A 17,693-nucleotide genomic window follows, 5' to 3' on the forward strand; every position below is an offset into this window, starting at 1 on the left:
CTACCTAAAGCGCAATCAGAGTAGGCTGTAAAAATTGTAGATGTCAACGCGAAAACGCAATAATAGTTTTCCCTTCGCGAAAAAAAACCGCCTTGCGGCGGTTCGAAAGAAAAATTGGGTATGCGCTCAATCGGCCTTAAGCGGGTGCTGAAACACAGCAGATATCGCTTTTTTCCGCCTCGCGGCCTCGATATGTTGGCGCATCAAGCTGGCAGCCAGAAGGTTATCACCAACTTCAATAGCGCTGAGGATATCCAGGTGCTCGCGAGCCAATGCCTGACGCGGGAGGTCTTGGCGCGACTGACGGTACTCTGCAAGTCGACGCAGCTGATCGAGACGACGAATCGTCTGGAGGGCGAAAAGGTTACCTGACCACTGAGCGATCGTCTGATGGAAACGGGCATTGGACTCGAAACGCTCGATGCCACTGATGGTCTCATAACCACCATCGAGAATCGCCTGTTGCTCATGCCTTAACGCCTGCAGCTGGCTCAAGTCAGGTCTGAACTTCGGACTCAAAATACCCGCGGGCTCAATCGCAAGGCGCAGACTATACATATCATCATACGCGTCGAGTGAGTCGATCATCGGCAGGAAACGCCAGCCATAGCCGACTTCCTTCTCCACCCAGCCCTCGCTCTGTACCCGATTGAGGACCTTAGCCACCTCTCCACGAGACGCATCAAGCAGACGGGTTAAATCAGCCTCGGTAACCGAGTCAGCTACGAGTCCATCGAAGCGCGCTTCCGCCAACTTCAAATAAAGAGGGTCATCTACCTCTTGCAGGTACGCCTTGAGCGTTACAGGCAACGGGTCGAACTCACCTTCGAGTCGATAGCCACGATTGCGATCAAAGCGCATCAACCCTGCATCTACTAGACATTCCAGGGCAACCTTGACTGGGGAGCGTGAAGTCCCGATGAGCTTGGCCAACGTCCACTCAGGCAAATGTGCACCTGGCGCAAGGCGTTCGCGCCTGACGTAGCTGATGATTTCTCGCAACGCTTTGCGCTGACTTGAGGTGAGATCGAGGGTCATCCGAGGATTCTACATTTCAAGATAAGCAAGAATAAACACAAGCTGGAGCCGGGCGCGATCGTTGCGTGAAAGCGCCCCACACGACCCCTTTCAATTACATATTGCCTTTGCGATAACATAAACGCAACAATGCAGACTGACGCTCAAATCAGGGGTTACTCGCGCATGTTCACGACCTGGAAAAAATGGTGGCCTACGCCATTTGTAGGCATCACAGGTGCGATCCTCGCTCAATTAGCCAACTGGCCATTGCCCTGGATCATCGGCTCCATGCTGGCTGTAATCCTCGTGAGATGTGCAGGCTGGCTGGTGATTGAAGTCCCTCATGGACGCCAAACCGGCCAGTGGCTGATTGCTACCTCTATCGGCCTGCACTTGACCGAAAGCATGGTGATGCAGATCGTGGGGCACTTCCCGCTCATGCTGATTGCCGCGTTTTTGACGTTACTCCTTGCGCTGCTAGGCATCGGGCTAATGAGCCGTTTTGGTATGGATCGAACTACTGCATACCTAGCCTTCATGCCTGCGAACTTTTCAGAAATGATCCAGATCGGCATTCGCTACCGGGCGAATGTGGGCCAGATCGCCGCCGCCCACAGCGTACGAATGGTCGTCATTATCCTGACCGTTCCGGCGGCAATGTTTTACATGGCGGACGTTTCGCCGAATGCAGTTCAAGCTCACATGCCGACGGACTGGCACTGGCTAGTTCCCATGCTCGCAGCAGGCGTAGTGGCAGCTCGGGCCTGGAAACGGATGGGATGGGCAAACCCATGGATGTTCGGGCCGCTCACACTTTGCGGCTTGATAACTGCCAGCTTCGATTTGCACATGGCGCTCCCTGCGGAAATTAGTCACTTCGCGCAGCTGATGATTGGCTGCTCACTTGGCAGTTTCATCGACCGAAGTTTTTTCCGAGAAGCACCTCTGTACCTGCTGAAGGTCCTCATATTCACCCTCAGCATGATCGCTGGCACATTTTTGTTCGCCTGGGTTTTTGGCGCGATCTCTGATTTTGCCCAGCCGACAGTGGCGCTGGGCATGATGCCGGGAAGCAGCACTGAAATGTATCTCACCGCAGAGGCTCTGCATCTGGGTGCGGGTATGGTGACAGCGATGCAAATCATGCGACTGGTAGTCGTCATGGCTTGTGCCGAGCCCATCCTAAAGTTGTGGCTCAAATCAGGCAGTACGCGTTATCCCGGGCGAGAAGACGAGAGCTAGCGACCTTCCCCGCCTATCGTGCATTCAACAATTGCCTTCGAGCCCAAGTCTATGTGCGACCAAGGTTTCTGTGGAGGGACTGAAAAAAACCGCGATCAAGGAAGCTTTTGGCCAATGAATGCAGTCACGCATTCCCTTGTCGCGGGAGAGGAGGAAACACATAGGAGCAAATCTTGACGCGGTGACACGGCCGAACAAACCAGCAGGACAGGCGATTCAGGTTGCGCATCTTTGCGACAGCCTCTGGATAAGCCCTGCCAGGACGTGCAGCATGGCAAAGCTCAGCCTAAATTGCACCAAATGCACAATAAGAGCATGTGCATAGATCGAATCACCAGCCATCCTTGAATCATCCAAATCATATTGACTTTACTTAAAACAAAATGCAATCTGATTTTGTATTGACTGCTTGAGCCGATCACACGATTAGCAGGCCTGCCCCACCCACCGCGGGGCATCTGAAATGCCGGTATAGCTTTGCTTACCCAATCCTTCCGATCACTCCAGCTTGTACCCGATCGAAGCCTCTGCGCACGGATGATCGGCATCACTTCGGTATCGAGGCCGGATGAAGAGTGGCGCGTGGAGAGCTGACAGGCTGATTCGCCGCCCACAGATCCAGCTCATGCACTGGCCTGACAATAATAAACCGGCCGCTATGCGGCCTTTCCAAGCCCTGAAACACCCGAGAGAATGTGCATTATGGAATGGCTGACGAACCCAGAAATCTGGATCGCCTTTTTCACGTTGACTGCTCTGGAGATCGTCCTCGGCATCGATAACATCATCATGATCGCCATTCTAGTCGGTCGAATGCCTCCCCATATGCAAGCACGCACGCGCTTCTTCGGCCTTGCACTGGCGATGGTCACGCGAATCATGCTTTTGCTGTCGATCACGTGGATCATGCGGCTGACCAACGACCTTTTCGAAATCGCCGGTCAAGGATTTTCCGGGCGCGATCTGATCCTATTCTTTGGCGGGCTGTTCCTGCTCTGGAAAAGCAGCACCGAGATGTATCAAAGTCTCGAAGGGGAAGAAGAATCTGAAAGCAACCCTAAAAGCTTGGCCGGCGGCTTCATCGGGACGATCATCCAGATTGCAATAATCGACATCGTTTTCTCTCTGGACTCGGTAATTACCGCAGTTGGCATGGTTTCCAACGTGCCGGTGATGGTGGCAGCGATTGTTGTCGCGGTGTTGGTCATGATGGCGTGCGCCGGGGCCATCAGCGGTTTCATTGACCGTCATCCCAGCTTGAAAATGCTTGCCCTCTCCTTCTTGGTCGTTGTGGGTACCGTCCTCATTGCAGAGGCTTTCGATGTTCACGTGCCGAAGGGATACGTCTACTTTGCAATGGCATTCTCCCTGGCTGTTGAAGCACTCAACATCCGTATGCGTACAGCTCACGCTCGCAAGCAAGATCCTGTGAAGCTGCGAAAAGACGTGATCGACCACTGATCACCCCGTAAGTCCCATCACCTTCCCGATACTTCGCTAAGCCCAGGCTCAAGCGATCGGGGAGGTGTTCGTCACGATTAGGAAAAGGACGCCATGAGCACGAGATCAATCGGGATTGCGCTGCGCGCTACCTTGGGTTTTTCATGCATCACAGCCCTCAGTTTCTTCTTGGGGTTCTTCGCTCTGCAGCAAATCAGTGAGGTTCGCACACAAGCGCTGGAGATCCAGGACAACTGGCTTCAACGCGTACGAGCCCTCGCCGCTGCCAATACCTCCTTGAACCGCTATCGCATGGGTTCGATGCAGCACATTCTCACCAATTCCTCCGAGGAAATGAACGGCTACGAAGCGAAGGCAACATTACGCTTATCCCAAATCCGCGAGCAGATGGCCGAGTACAGCAAGCTGTTGCGTACTGACAGCGAGAGGGAGCAGCTCCAGGCCTTCAACCAGAGCCTGGATGCATATGCCACAAGGCATCAGGAACTGCTGCAAGTGTCCCGAGCCGGCGACAAAACAGGTGCAAGAAGCCACCTGGCATCAATCCGTGATGCCTACGACCAGATGACCAAAAGTTTTGAGCTTTTGATCACCCAGGCTGATCAAGGGGCGAAAGCCGCAGCAGATAAGTCTTCAGCCTCATACGCAGACGCCAAAATCGGAGTATTAGCCGTCATAGGGCTAGTGCTGCTTGGGACGATCGTCATCGCATGGCTGCTGACCCGCAGCATCATCCAGCCGCTAAACGAAGCACTCAAGTGCGCTCAAACCGTGGCTTCTGGTGATCTGACCAATGCAATCAGTCCATCAGGTAACGATGAAGCTACTCGGCTTCTGGAAGCGTTGAGCTCGATGCAGCGAGTGCTGCTATCGACCCTCAGGCAAATAGGTGGTACTTCCACCCAGCTGGCGTCTGCGGCTGAAGAGTTGAATGCGGTCACCGAAGAAGGCGGCCGCGAGACTCATCGCCAGCACCTGGAAATTGAACAGGCTGCAACCGCTGTAACCGAGATGTCTGTCGCCATCGAGCAGGTTGCACGTAATGCGGCCTTTACCTTGGAGCTCACTCAAACCTCGCAACAAAATGCGGTCAATGGGCAACGTTCAATGGAAGAAACGTTGGCATCACTTGGCAACCTGGCGAATGAGGTACTGTCTAGTGTTCAAGAGGTGGAAGGGCTTGCTGATCAAGCGCAGGGAATTGGAAAGGTATTAGAGGTCATTAGGACAATTGCCGAGCAAACCAATCTTCTAGCGCTTAACGCTGCTATCGAGGCTGCCAGAGCGGGTGATGCTGGCAGGGGCTTTGCAGTTGTCGCTGACGAAGTTCGTGCGCTCGCACACCGCACATCACAATCAACGAGAGAAATCGAGGAGATGATAGGGAGTATCCAATTGGGCACCGAGAAGGCGGTCAAATCTATGCAGCTCAGCAACGCCCGCTCCCAAGAGGTACTGGTCAAAGCAGAGCAGGCAAGTGCTGCACTGGAAAGCATCGTCGAAAACAGCAGTGAGATCAGCCGTCAGAACCTTCAGATCACCACTGCAACCGAAGAGCAGGCTCGTGTTGCACGTGCGGTAGACCAGAATATTCTGACCATACGCAATGTCTCTGTTCAGACCTCCGAGGGAGCGAAGCAGGTCACCGCAGCCTCACAAGCTCTAGCAGAGCTAGCAGTGGAGCTGCATTCCATGGTGAAGAAATTCCGCACGGATTGACCATTGAGCTGATGATCTGCAGCTTGATGAGAGGGGATGACACATGCGCAATTTTGACTTGAACCTGCTCCGTGCATTGCGGGCCCTCCTGGGAGAACAAGACGTTGAAGCGGCAGCTATGCAGATCGGAGTACCGCAAGCTGTCATGGATGCAATGTTGACCAGGCTAAGGCTAGCTTTGTGTGATCCCCTGTTGGTGCAGAGTGCGGGCGGAGTGGTGGCAACTGAACGGGCAAAAGTGATCGCTGAAGGCGTTGAACGAATCTTTGAGGAGCTCGACCGACTGATAGTACCTTCACGATCCTGAAACGATGCTTCAGTCACAGTGAATTTCAGAAGGCGTCGAGCAGACGATTGAACGTCAAGCCGACTCATCACCGAGAGAGGCCTGCTTGGCCTCTCGCGCCGCTTTAATCAACCCCTTTAGCCAATCTTGATGGCCGTTGATCATAGGATTGGGCTCGGCGTTGGCCAACTCTATTGCAGGTTTTCCCTTTTGCGTCTCCTGCGTGAGGATGCGGACTCGGCCATGCGGCAGGTTCTCAACCAGCCAGGCGTGATGCACATCAAGCCGTGTGTCGCCCTCACCTGCCCATCCGTGCCATGCGATGCGCCCAGGATTGGTAGCCGAAGGAGGCAGGTACTCATTGCACTGGGCTTCGACGGGAAAACCGAACGTCTCGAAGTAGAAGCGCATATCCTCCTTCAAATCGGGTCCGCCATGGTCATGGAAAACCACATTCGCTGAGTTGCTGTAGTAGGACGGCCACTTGGCAGCCTGGCTGAGTAGCGGCCAGATTTCCTCAGCTGACAGACCTGTGACAATCATCTCATTGGAGGCGAAGTTTTCTGTGAAGCCAGGCAGATAACCTTCAGGCCAGATGATTTCATTCATGATGCGTACTCCTGGATGCAATGGATTTACATCAGCATGAATGCTAGAGTGAAATAACTCCAATCGTGAAAAATTATTCAATCCATCATGGCTGCTGATATCAGGAAACTGGACCTCAATCTGCTCAGGGCATTGGATGCTCTTCTGGATGAACGTAGCGTGACGCGAGCAGCTGAGCGCCTCTCCCTCACGCAGCCGGCCGTCACTGGCATGCTCAACAGGCTGCGCGAAAGCTTCGATGACCCCCTCTTTGTCCGAGCTCAACGAGGTATCGTGCCGACCATTCGGGCTGAAGCGCTTGCTCGGCCTGTTAAGCAGTTGCTAGCGGATGTCGAAGGCATGCTGCAACCTGATTCATTCGATCCTCAGACCGCAGAGATGATCATCAAAGTAGCCTCGACCGATTACGCGTTGCGGGCAATCGTAGTCCCGTTCTTGAGCGCCCTTCGTCAGCAAGCGCCAAATATCAAAATTTCGGTTTTACCGATCGATGACCAATTGCTCCACGTACAGATGGATCGAGGCGATGTTGATATAGCGCTCGTCGACACCGATGCGGCAGTGCCGGGTCTTCACACCGAGTTTCTTTTCAACGAGCGCTATGTATGCGTCATGCGCGCCGATCATCCCGATGCCAAATCGAGCACGCTCTCTCTGGATCGATTCTGCGCACTGGACCATGTCCTGGTTTCCCCATCAGGCGGAGGATTCTGCGGGGTGACCGATGAGGCCTTACGAAGAATTGGCAGGGCGAGGCGAGTCACGGTATCGGTCACGAGCTTTTTGGTTCTGCCAGAAATCCTGTCGGTAAGCGATCTGATCGCTGTTGTACCTCACCGCCTGGCAATTCGGCAGACTGGGCTCGCGATCGTTGATCCACCCGTTGATATCCCAGGCTTCAGCAAACTGCTGGCTTGGCACGAGAGAACTGCGCGCGATGCAGGTCATCGCTGGCTCCGTGCATTGATGGCACAAACAGCAACTACGCTCTGAGGGCGGGAAGTACAGAAGAGCGTCCGGCTCCTCGCCGATCAAGCTTCGGTACGCTGCATTACGATTTCTGGCCAGTTCGTTCAGTACCACGGCTGAAAAAAGATTGTGGATCCTCCTCCCGCTGACAATGTCGCAAATGAACTTACTAAGTATCAGCTTGGCTGCTGAGCCCACCCGCCGCCAAGCGATACCATCAAGCCAATGCATGCTTCTACCTGCTTAGTCTGTAGCCGTTGAAGATCCTGCTTCGTCTGCAGTGCATCCAACTGGGCAGTGATAACGTCGAGCAAGCTTACTGCTCCCTGCTTGTAGCTATTCATAGCAATGCTTTCTGCTGCTGCGGCGGCACTTGCGGCGGTTTTCACGTCCCTGGCTTGTTGAGCAAGGTCGCTGATCTGAGCCAGGTTATCTTCAACCTCCCGCACAGCATGAAGCACCTTGCCATGGTAGGACGCTGCAGCCTCCTCGAACTCAGCCAAGGCTTTTTGCTCATCAGCGACTCGTTTTCCCCCATCAAAAATGGGCAACTGCAGTACAGGGCCTACCGCCCAGAAGCGGTTAGCCGAAGCCAACAAGCTTCCAGAGCCCTGGGTTTGTCCGCCGACAAGTCCCGTTAGACTGAAGTCTGGATACCACGCCGCTCGGGCAACACCGATGTTGGCGTTGGCCGCATATACACGTCGCTCGGCGGCTGCGATATCGGGTCGACTCTGCAGCAGCTTGCTCGGCAGATCGTGCGGTATCTGGGGTGGCTCCAAGAGCGCCTGATCGTCAGCAAGCGAGAACTCGCTGGGCAATTTACCCACGAGCTCTGCTATCGCATGTTCCGCCAGGCGGCGCTGGGCTACGACCTCATCCACCTGCGCGTTCGCCTCTGCCAGCCGCGCCGTTGCTCGGTCGAGATCCAACTCGCTCGCTATATTTCCTTGGAACCTATCTTGAATGAGCGTGAGCAACTGAGTCCGATGTGCCAGCGCATCACCCAGAAGATGATGCTGTACATCCAAGCCTCGCAATCGAACATACAGCACAGCCAGTTGCTTCTGCAGGCTCAACCGCGCCGCAGCCAAGTCATCCCCAGAAGCCTGGGCTTGAGCGTCACCTGCGGCTACCTGGTTACGAAGCTTCCCCCAGAGATCGAGGTCGAAGTTCAAGCTCAGCCCAGCGGTATCACTGTTGTAGATTGATGGCTGGGTATCACCACGCAACGGCCGACGGTCCGACTGCCGCTGTCGTAGCGGGGCGATACTCGCGCTCGCTTGCGGCCAAAGGCCGCCATGCAAGCCTTGCGCGTAAGCTGCGGCCGCATCGTAGTGCGCCACTGCAGCGGCGAGGTCTGGATTCGACGCCTCAAGTTGCACCTGAAGCTCATTCAGCCGCTTGTCTTCGAATAACGTCCACCACTGCGCGGGCAATATCTGTTCTTTGCCCACCATCTGCCAGGCACCTACACGCTCGCCATAATGAGCCGGCAATTCAGCCTGAGGCACCTGGTAATGAGGGGCCAGCGAACAGCCCTGCAAGGCCAGGATCAGCAGTAAGCCTGAACACTTAAACAGAGGGCTCATGTGCACCTCCGGAGGTCACGCTGTGCACCGCATCATTGTCCCGAAGAGCATCGGGCGGATTATCTACCACCTCGTCTTTCAAGCTCAGCCCACGATCAACGATCAGCTTGCTTCCCAGGTCCTGAGCGATATGGATACTCCGCAGATGCGCCCTACTCTGGGCGTCAAGTACCGCTACCTGTGGCCCTTGGGCCCTGAAAATAAGAGCGCTGGCGGGAATACTCACGGCCTGGGCATCACTGCGCAAAGTGATGTTGGCATTGGCATAGTCACCCGGCAGCAAGGCGCCAATGGTGTTCTCAACTGCGTACTGCGCTAGCAGCGTGCCAGAGCTTTGATCGACCGCCGTAGAGGTCCCGAGCAACTCGGCTGAGTAGGTTTGACCGGGGCGCTCCGGTACCGAGAGATGCACCTGCATGCCTGGCAAGATTTGGCTGGCGTAGTTCTGCGGTACCGGTACGTACAAACGCAGGCGACGGGTGTCGGCAATGTCGAACAGCGAAGTGGCGTTATCGCTGTCGGCCTTGATCAGCTGGCCGATCTGCGCGTTGCGGGCGGTGATGGTGCCGGTGAACGGGGCGCGGATGGTCTTGTAGGCCGCCAGGTCCTTGAGGCGCGCATATTCGGCTTGCGCTGCTTCCGCATCGGCACTTGCCACGGCGGCGGCAGCGACCTTCTCGTCTACCTCTTGGCGCGACACCGAATGACTGTCGAACAGGTGCTTCCAGCGTTCGGCAGTGCTCTGTGCCAGCGAGGCACTGGCCTGGTGCTGCGCCAGTTGCGCTTTTGCCTGAGCCAGTTGCTGGTCGAGTTCGGGGCTGTCGATTTCCGCCAGCGGCTGACCGGCTTTGACCGTGGTGCCGATGTCCACCTGCCAGCTTTTCAGGTAACCGCTGACTCGGGCATTGACCCGCGCCATGTTCCAGGCCTGCAAGTGCGCGGGCAGGCTCAGGGTTTCGCCGGCAGCATTCATGGATGGGGTGAAAGTCACCACGGCCGGTGTCGCCCGGCTTTCAGTCCAGGCCTGCACTGCAGCAGCCTGGTGCTGACGGGCATACACCCCCAGCGCGACGACCAGGGCCGCCAGGCCCAGGCCGGCGCCTCCCATGAGCTTCAGGCGCCGACGATCAGCTACGGAGCGACTAGGCATGCAGGTTTTCTCCAACGACAGCGTGAGGGGTTGAGCGGCGGTGGGCCAGGCTGAACACGACGGGGACGAACAACAAGGTGGCGCAGGTGGCGACGATCAGGCCGCCGATCACCGCGCGGCCAAGGGGTGCGTTCTGCTCCTGCGACAGGGCCAGCGGTAGCATGCCGATGATCATCGCCAGGGCCGTCATCAGCACCGGCCGGAAGCGGGTAAAGCCGGCCTCCATGGCAGCCTTCATGGCATCGCCATGCTCGGCCAGGCGCTCGCGGCAGAAGCTGACCACCAGCACCGAGTTGGCGGTGGCCACGCCCATGCAAAGAATCGCCCCGGTGAGCGCCGGCACCGACAGCGTGGTGCCGGTGATGAACAGCATCCAGACGATGCCGGCCAGCGCGGCGGGCAGCGCGGTGATGATCACGAACGGGTCGACCCAGGACTGGAAGTTGACCACGATCAGCAGGTAGATCAGCACCACCGCGCCCAGCAGGCCGAGGCCCAGGCCGTGAAAGGCTTCGTGCAACGCGGTGATCTGGCCGTGCAGGCTGACGGTCGCGCCTTTCGGGCGTAACTGCGCAGTGTCGTCGATGACGTGCTGGATGTCTGCCGCGATGCCGCCCAGGTCACGGCCCTGGACGTTGGCGTACAGGTCCAAGGTCGGGGTGATGTTGTAGTGGCTGACCACGTCGGCGGTGTCGGTGCGCGCCAGGCTGGCGATGCCGCCGAGGACGGCGGTGTGGCCGTTGCTGCCGGTGATAGGCAGCGCCTCCAGCTGGGCGATACTGCTCATGCGGTACTGCGGAGTCGAGCCGACCACCGAATAGGACACGCCGTTGGCAGGGTTCAGCCAGTAGGTCGGCGCGGTCTGCGAGGTGCCGGCCAGCGAGGCGCCGAGGCTGCTGGTGACGTCACGTTCGGTGATGCCCAGCTCGGCAGCGCGCTTGCGGTCGACGTTGACCTGCAACGACGGGTAGCTTTCCGACTGCTGCAGGCGCAGGTCGGCGATGCCGGGAATATGCTTCAGGCGGCGCATCAACTCGGCGGCATAGGCCCGGTTGGCGGCATCATTCGGCCCGGAGACCTTCACGTCCAGCGGCGCCGGCGAGCCGAAGTTGAGGATCTGGCTGCTGATGTCCGCCGGCAGGAAGGCGAAGGTGGTGCCCGGGAAGCTGTCCGGCAGCACTTCGCGCAGGCGTTTGACGTAGTCGGCGGTCGGGCCGTGGCCGGGTTTGAGCGAGACCTGGATATCGCCATCCTGCGGGCCGACCGTGCCGCTGGTGTTGTAGGCCATGTCGATACCGCTGATGGGCAGGCCGATGTTGTCGATGATCGAGTCCACCTGGTCGGCCGGCAGCACCTCGCGAATGCGGCTTTCGATGCGATCGAACGCTGCAGCGCTTTCCTCAATGCGCGTGCCCAAAGGCAAGCGCACATGCAAAGCCATGGCCCCGGCATCGGTTTCGGGGAAGAAGTCCTGACCTAATGTTGGCAGCAGCGCGAAACTGGCCAACACGCAACCGAGGAAGCCGAGCAGGAAGCGCTTTCGGTTGGTCAGAGCCAGTTCCAGCAAGCCCTGATAGCCATCGCGTAGTCGGGAAAAGCCTGCTTCGAAACCAGCCTGAAGGCGCACCAACGGGTTGGCCGACTTATCGCCTTCGTGGTGGTTGAGGTACGCATCCTCCGGGTGCCGCCCCTCGCCCTGCTCCACCCGGTGCGGCTTGAGCAGGAACATGGCCAGGGTCGGCACCAAAGTGCGCGACAGAATAAAAGAGCTCCCCATGGCGAACATCACTGCCAATGCCATGGGCCGGAAGAGGTATCCGGCGATGCCCTGGAGCATGAACATCGGAACAAATACAACGCAGATGCACAACAGCGCCACGAACGCAGGGCCGACGATCTGTTTGGCACCATCGAGGATCGCCGTTCTGACCGTCTTGCCTTGTTCGAGGTGCCAATTGATGTTTTCGATGGTCACCGTCGCGTCGTCGACCAGGATACCCACGGCCAGCGCCAGGCCGCCGAGGGTCATCACGTTGAGGGTCTGCCCGCTGACCGCCAGCAAGGCGATCGCCGACAGCACCGCCAGCGGGATCGAGGCAGCGATGATCAGCGTCGAGCGCCAGCTGCCGAGGAACAGCAGGATCATGGCGCTGGTCAGCAGCGCGGCGATGACGCCCTCGCGGGCGACGCTGCCGACCGATTCCTTGACCACAGTAGAGGCGTCGCCGAGCAGCGAGGTCTTCAGTTCCGGTGGCAGGGTTTCGTTTATGCGCGGCAGCATGCCGCGGATGCCGTCGACGATCGACAGGGTCGAGTTGTTGCCGTTTTTCAACGCCGGCATCAGCACCGCTCGGCGGCCATCGACCCGCACGATGTTGGTCTGTGGCGGCGCGCCGTCACGCACGTGGGCCACTTGACCGATGGTGATTTGTGCACCGTCAACGACCTTGACCGGCAGGTCGTTGAGTTCATCGATGGCGCTGGGGCTGTTGTTCAACAGCACGGTGAATTCGTTGCGGCCGATCTTCGCCGTGCCCACCGGGATGATCTGGTTCTGCGCGGCCAGCGCACTGGCCACGTCCTGGGCCGACAGGCCTTTGGCGGCCAGGGCCTGGGGGTCGAGATCGAGGGTGATCTGGCGCTGCTTGCCGCCCATGGGGGTCGGCATCGACAGGCCGGGCACCGAGGTCAGCGGCAGGCGGATGCTGTTCTGCACCAGGTCGCGGATGCGCGCCTCGGACAGCGTCGGGCTGGAGAACGCCATCTGCAGGATCGGCACGGTGGAGGCGCTGTAGTTGAGGATCAGCGGCGGCGTGATGCCAGCTGGCATCTGCTTGAGCACGGTCTGCGAAACGGCGGTGACCTGGGCGTTGGCAGTTCGGATGTCAACGCTTGGCTGGAAGAAGATCTTTACGATGCCCATACCTGGCAGCGATTGCGATTCGATGTGTTCGATATCGTTGACGGTAGTACTAAGTGCACGCTCATAGGTATAGACAACCCTGCCCGACATAGCATCCGGAGCAAGACCTGCGTACTGCCAAACAACCGCAATGACGGGTATCCCAATGTCTGGAAAAACATCGCTTGGCGTACGTACCGCCGCCAAAGGACCCACTATGCAAATCACTATCGCCAACACTAAGAAAGTGTAAGGCTTGTGAAGTGCAGTTTTCACTAGACCGAGCATGCCGAGTCTCCGAAACTTGAATCGGCGCAGTCTTCCACGACTTCTTAAAAACTTACTGTTAAACCTCCATTAAAGTAAATTTAGGAAATCTATGGCGAGTCTTCACTTGCCGCCAGCGATTGCACCGACCATCATAGAAAAATCAATCACAGCAGCATCTGAGGGAAATCGTATGGGGATCAAAATAGGCACAAAATGGCGGCTAGTTGTACCACTGCTCGGGGTCTTGAGCACACTGGGCGGCTGCGCCGGCCAGATACCAAAAGCCAGCGCGGACGAGGCCTGGATAGGCCTTAAGGAGGAGCCCACGACGACTGTAATGGCCGAGACCGTGGATGGCAAGCGGCTCGATGATGGTCGATTCTTTGAGGTATCGGCAGGCAAGCATACGCTGGGGGCTACCCTCTTTGTGGAGGGCGAAGGCGACAGCAACGGCGCTACCTGTAACGCTAGCGTCACCTACCAAGACTTTAAAGCAGGCAAGCACTATACATTGGTAGAAAGCAGCCTGGGCCAGGAGTACAAGGTCACATTGTATAATGCTTCAGATAAGCCTTTGGCGCACTCGCCAGATGTTAACTGCATGGCGGGATGATTTAAGCTGTATGTCTGCATCCATGATCCTCAACAAGCAAAACAAGAGAGGAATCATGCAGACAAACCACTTCCTTATTACCCCCTCGAACTCCTCTCTACTACGCACATAGGCGTACCTGAAACAGGTTCACTTACAATTTGAACCTGCACTTCAAAGACCTCCCTTACCAAGTCGACACTCATAACTTCGGTGGGACTACCATTAGCCACGAGGATTCCTTTGCGCATTACCGCAATGTGATCTGCGTACCGACACGCTTGATTGATGTCGTGGAGCACCGTAATGACGGTCTTCCCTTCCCTAGCCAGATCTTGCATGAGGTCAAGCAGCTCAACCTGATGGCAGATATCGAGGTAGGTCGTAGGCTCGTCCAGCAACACCACTTCTGTGTCCTGAGCAAGCACCATGGCTAACCAGGCACGCTGACGCTGGCCGCCGGACAGATCGGAAAGTGGACGGACTGCGAGCGCCTCCAGCTCCATCCGCTTGATCGCTTGATCGACATGCCCCTTGTCCGCTCCACTCAGCCGCCCCCAAAAAGAATTGTGCGGACTTCTGCCGTAGGCAATGAGCTGACGGACACTCACCCCTTCAGGGATTGGCAACACCTGCGGCAGGAAAGACACTCGACGTGCGAGCTCTTGGTTTTTCAATCGGGGCAACGGACTTCCATCGACCGACACCGACCCAGCCGAGGGCCGGATGATTCCTGCGAGGGCTTTAAGCAATGTCGACTTTCCACAGCCGTTTGGGCCGATCAACGCAGTGACCTTTCCAGCCGGCGGTGAGAAGGACAGCCCTTTGACAATCGGTGACGTGCCATACCCTACGTCGACGCTGTGTGCCTGAATAATGCTCATGTCGTTAGCTCTTGAACCGTGACAGCAGCCACAGGAAATAAGGCGCACCTATCACTGCGGTGAAGATGCCGGCGGGAATCTCGCTGGGTGCAATCAACGCTCGCCCGATCGTATCGGCCGAAACCAGCAGCACTGCACCGATCAACATCGCTGCAGGAATCAGATGTTGGTGATGACCACCAACGAGTCGCCGGGCCATGTGAGGCGCAACGAGCCCGATGAAACCAACGGGGCCGATGATCCCCACACCTACACTTGTCAGGAGCACGGCGCAGCCGATTGCCACCCCCCGATTAGGTCCCATCCGCACGCCCAGGCTATGCGCCGCCTCATCTCCCAAGGCGATGAGGTTCAAGGACTTCGCCAACAGCATTCCCGCTGGGATCAACACCAGCAGCGGCGTGGCTAGGGCCACATGGTGCCAGTTCCGCCCCCAGATGCTGCCAGTGAGCGCGAGTAAAGCGGTGTTGATATCCAGAGGATGGGACAGAATCAAAAACTCGGTAATGCTTGCCAACGTGACCGCAATAGCCACCCCTGACAGCGCAAAGCGAACGCCTGAAAAGCTGATGCCCGCGTTATAGCCGATCAGCAGCAATGCTCCCGCAGCCCCGCCGGCGCATGCAATCAATGGGAACCAGATAGGCGAAATTTGCGCCCAGCCAATGATCGCCACGGTAAGCGCCAAGCCAGCCCCCTGCGTGACACCAAGGATCTCCGGCGAAGCGAGCGGATTACGGATCACACCTTGGACGATGGCGCCCGCCAAGCCGAACGCTGCACCGACCAGGACAGCAAGGATTGTTCGAGGCAGACGGTGATTCCACACCTCAAAGTCGGCGCCGTCGTGAGCGACCAGCCGCTCAATAACTGCCTCAGGCTTCAACCAGGTGGTTCCGATGCTCAAGCTGGCGAACGCCGCCAACACCAACAAGCCGACAAGAACTGCCAGGCGAATGCGACCCACGCTCATAAGCTGCGCCTTGCGAGAAACAGGAAGAACGGCGCACCAACAATCGCAGTGACAGCTCCGGCGGGTGTTTCGGCCGGGAAAGCAACCATGCGCCCCACCAGATCAGCTGCCAAGACGATCACAGCACCAAGGGCAGCACTCAGCGGTACCAGCCAACGATAATCGTTGCCCAGGAACTGGCGAAGAATGTTGGGGGCAATCAGCCCCACAAACCCAACCGGCCCCACAGCGCAGACACTAGCCCCAACCAGTAGCAGACTGATCGCAAACACCTGCAATCGCAGCGCAGTGATGCTCACTCCAAGTGATCGAGCTGCATCTTCACCTAGATTGATGATGTTCAGTCGAGGCGCGAGCATCAGTGCCCACAATGTACCCACCAATGCGCACGGCCAGAGTATGTTCAGTTGCGCATCAGTGACGTTTGCAAGCGAACCCGCTAGCCAGTTCAGTACGCTCTGCGCCTGGGCTTCGACCAGAATGACTGTGAGCCGGGTGAGCGCAGCGCACAGTGCCGCCACGGCCACTCCTGCCAGTACTAGGCGCCCTTGCGACGTGCTTTGTGACCAAGCACCACCAAGGCTAAACACGGTAACCCAGGCCAATGCGCCACCAATGCAGGTCATCAGCAAAGCACCACCCGGGAACATAGGCGCAATCAAGCCGGTAGAGAACAAAGCCAGACCGGTAGCCGCACCCGCGGTCACCCCGAAAAGCGAGGGTGAGGCGAGACTGTTTCGCGTGATGCCCTGCATCAGCGCCCCGGCAAGCCCGAGACTCCCTCCCACCAGTGCTGCGCAGAGAGTGCGAGGCACACGGATTTGTGAGACGACGTAGGCCATGTTTCCACCTACGGTCCCCTGATGCACCAAACCATTCCAGGCATCAACGGCTGTCAGCGTGAAGGGTGACCAGGTGAACAGCGAAAACCAAAACAACCCTGCCCCAACGAGGAGGGTCATCACACTGGCAAGTAGACTACGGTAACTCATTGGCTACGGGCGACCTGGGGACCTTTCAGTGCAGCCAACGCCTCGTCCGCGATCTGCTCAGATGCCATCACACCGCGGTTCCGTGCCCAAGTATCGCCGTCAACATCGACCACATGCTGATCACGCACCGCAGAGAGAACACTCCACAGCGGCTGCTTGCTCCAGGTATCAACAAGGCTTGGGTGACGGTAGTGCCCCACCAGAAGCCATGATGGGTTCAGGGCCAGCAGCTGCTCCAAACTTACAAATTCCGTAGGTGCAGCACCCTGGCGGACAGCTGGAACGGTGAGACCGATAGTGGACAGCACGCTGCCGGCGTACGACGCCGGGCCATGCAGAGAGAAGCTGCTTTCACGAGCGACACCAAACAGGACGGTAACCCCGGACGGAATCTGCTTTGCCACCTCAGCAAGGTGGGCACGGTTTTTAGCGATTCGCTTTTCCATCTCAGGGCCTTTGCCCAGCGCTACACCAATCAGCTGAGCTGACTTCAGGCTTCCTTCGTAATCCTCTCCCCGAGATGGCAACATCAGAGTCGGAGCGATACGGGATAGGTCGTCATATAGTGCTTCGTGTCGATTCAGGTCAGCCACGATCAAATCTGGCTTGAGCGATGCAATCTGCTCGATGCTTGGCTGCGAGCGCAGCCCAACCGACGTCCACGTTCCAATGACATCGCGAACTTTGGGAAGCACCCGCTGCGCATCGCCGTCATCAGCGGCACCGACGGGAGTAACCCCTACGGCAGCCAAGCTATCCAAAAACGAAAATTCAAGGACCACCACGCGCTTCGGCGCATCCGCCAGTTTGACTGTGTGCTGACCATCATTCACTTCGATGGGGGCTGCATGGCTGATGCAGGAGAAAGCAATCAACGCGCAGGAAAAAAGAATCCTGAGTGGTGCGGGGGTTCGCATAGTGGTCCCTTGGTGACGTCACTCTGCCGGATATCGACAGGTGCGGAGCGGATGGGCGCACGCTGACGCAAAAGGTCAGCGATGCGCGATTTAAAGCGGAAAGACAACGGCACAG

15 protein-coding genes are annotated in these 17,693 nt (G+C 57.5%); 6 read left to right on the forward strand and 9 right to left on the reverse strand.

Annotation, left to right across the window (positions count from 1 at the left end; translation table 11 throughout):
* Positions 1–126 precede the first annotated feature (126 nt).
* Complete coding sequence (locus ACI2KK_RS24360) at positions 127–1,038, reverse strand: FCD domain-containing protein (RefSeq protein ID WP_400620683.1); 912 nt, start codon at positions 1,036–1,038, stop codon at positions 127–129.
* A 165-nt stretch (positions 1,039–1,203) separates the two neighbouring features.
* Here ACI2KK_RS24360 and ACI2KK_RS24365 point away from each other — a divergent pair, with 165 nt between their 5' ends.
* The 4 genes from ACI2KK_RS24365 (at position 1,204) to ACI2KK_RS24380 (ending at position 5,749) form a co-directional block, all read left to right on the forward strand.
* Positions 1,204–2,262 (forward strand): AbrB family transcriptional regulator, encoded by a 1,059-nt coding sequence (locus tag ACI2KK_RS24365; RefSeq protein ID WP_400620686.1) that lies wholly within the window; start codon positions 1,204–1,206, stop codon positions 2,260–2,262.
* A 702-nt stretch (positions 2,263–2,964) separates the two neighbouring features.
* Positions 2,965–3,723 (forward strand): TerC family protein, encoded by a 759-nt coding sequence (locus ACI2KK_RS24370; protein WP_400620689.1) that lies wholly within the window; start codon positions 2,965–2,967, stop codon positions 3,721–3,723.
* A gap of 93 nt (positions 3,724–3,816) precedes the next feature.
* On the forward strand, positions 3,817–5,442 hold the full coding sequence (locus ACI2KK_RS24375; protein WP_400620692.1) for a methyl-accepting chemotaxis protein: 1,626 nt from the start codon (positions 3,817–3,819) through the stop codon (positions 5,440–5,442).
* Positions 5,443–5,485: 43 nt separating this feature from the next.
* On the forward strand, positions 5,486–5,749 hold the full coding sequence (locus ACI2KK_RS24380) for a LysR family transcriptional regulator (protein WP_400620695.1): 264 nt from the start codon (positions 5,486–5,488) through the stop codon (positions 5,747–5,749).
* A 54-nt stretch (positions 5,750–5,803) separates the two neighbouring features.
* On the opposite strand, the gene ACI2KK_RS24385 is transcribed toward ACI2KK_RS24380, so the two are convergent.
* Complete coding sequence (locus tag ACI2KK_RS24385) at positions 5,804–6,337, reverse strand: SRPBCC domain-containing protein (RefSeq protein WP_404670953.1); 534 nt, start codon at positions 6,335–6,337, stop codon at positions 5,804–5,806.
* A gap of 87 nt (positions 6,338–6,424) precedes the next feature.
* Here ACI2KK_RS24385 and ACI2KK_RS24390 point away from each other — a divergent pair, with 87 nt between their 5' ends.
* The gene (locus ACI2KK_RS24390; protein WP_400620699.1) at positions 6,425–7,330 is read left to right on the forward strand and encodes a LysR family transcriptional regulator; all 906 of its coding nucleotides are present in this window, start codon (positions 6,425–6,427) and stop codon (positions 7,328–7,330) included.
* A 152-nt stretch (positions 7,331–7,482) separates the two neighbouring features.
* Here ACI2KK_RS24390 and ACI2KK_RS24395 read toward each other — a convergent pair whose 3' ends face one another.
* From ACI2KK_RS24395 to ACI2KK_RS24405, 3 genes are read right to left on the reverse strand one after another with little or no spacing between them, the layout of a single operon-like run.
* Positions 7,483–8,898, reverse strand: coding sequence for an efflux transporter outer membrane subunit (locus ACI2KK_RS24395; RefSeq protein ID WP_400620702.1), 1,416 nt, complete (start codon positions 8,896–8,898; stop codon positions 7,483–7,485).
* Positions 8,882–10,048 (reverse strand): efflux RND transporter periplasmic adaptor subunit, encoded by a 1,167-nt coding sequence (locus ACI2KK_RS24400; protein WP_404670963.1) that lies wholly within the window; start codon positions 10,046–10,048, stop codon positions 8,882–8,884. The genes ACI2KK_RS24395 and ACI2KK_RS24400 overlap by 17 nt, the downstream gene beginning before the upstream one ends.
* The gene (locus ACI2KK_RS24405) at positions 10,041–13,238 is read right to left on the reverse strand and encodes an efflux RND transporter permease subunit (RefSeq protein ID WP_400620708.1); all 3,198 of its coding nucleotides are present in this window, start codon (positions 13,236–13,238) and stop codon (positions 10,041–10,043) included. The genes ACI2KK_RS24400 and ACI2KK_RS24405 overlap by 8 nt, the downstream gene beginning before the upstream one ends.
* Before the next feature lie 184 nt (positions 13,239–13,422).
* On the opposite strand from ACI2KK_RS24405, the gene ACI2KK_RS24410 reads away from it, so the two are divergent.
* Positions 13,423–13,833 carry a hypothetical protein gene (locus tag ACI2KK_RS24410; protein ID WP_400620825.1) on the forward strand — a complete coding sequence of 137 codons (411 nt, stop codon included), beginning with the start codon at positions 13,423–13,425 and terminating at the stop codon, positions 13,831–13,833.
* 77 nt (positions 13,834–13,910) lie between these two features.
* Here the strand turns inward: ACI2KK_RS24410 and fecE are convergent, their stop codons facing one another.
* The 4 genes from fecE to ACI2KK_RS24430 are packed head-to-tail and all read right to left on the reverse strand — an operon-like array spanning position 13,911 to position 17,578.
* Positions 13,911–14,696, reverse strand: a complete 786-nt coding sequence (fecE, locus tag ACI2KK_RS24415) for a Fe(3+) dicitrate ABC transporter ATP-binding protein FecE (protein WP_404670954.1) — start codon at positions 14,694–14,696, stop codon at positions 13,911–13,913.
* 4 nt (positions 14,697–14,700) lie between these two features.
* Positions 14,701–15,669 carry an iron chelate uptake ABC transporter family permease subunit gene (locus ACI2KK_RS24420; protein ID WP_404670955.1) on the reverse strand — a complete coding sequence of 323 codons (969 nt, stop codon included), beginning with the start codon at positions 15,667–15,669 and terminating at the stop codon, positions 14,701–14,703.
* Positions 15,666–16,661: an iron-dicitrate ABC transporter permease FecC gene (fecC, locus tag ACI2KK_RS24425; protein ID WP_404670956.1), complete on the reverse strand. Its 996-nt coding sequence runs from the start codon at positions 16,659–16,661 to the stop codon at positions 15,666–15,668. The genes ACI2KK_RS24420 and fecC overlap by 4 nt, the downstream gene beginning before the upstream one ends.
* On the reverse strand, positions 16,658–17,578 hold the full coding sequence (locus tag ACI2KK_RS24430; protein ID WP_404670957.1) for a Fe(3+) dicitrate ABC transporter substrate-binding protein: 921 nt from the start codon (positions 17,576–17,578) through the stop codon (positions 16,658–16,660). The genes fecC and ACI2KK_RS24430 overlap by 4 nt, the downstream gene beginning before the upstream one ends.
* Between the last annotated feature and the right edge of the window lie 115 nt (positions 17,579–17,693).

This window comes from Pseudomonas sp. NPDC089406 (assembly GCF_044900265.1).
GTDB classification, from domain to species: Bacteria; Pseudomonadota; Gammaproteobacteria; order Pseudomonadales; family Pseudomonadaceae; genus Aquipseudomonas; species Aquipseudomonas fakonensis.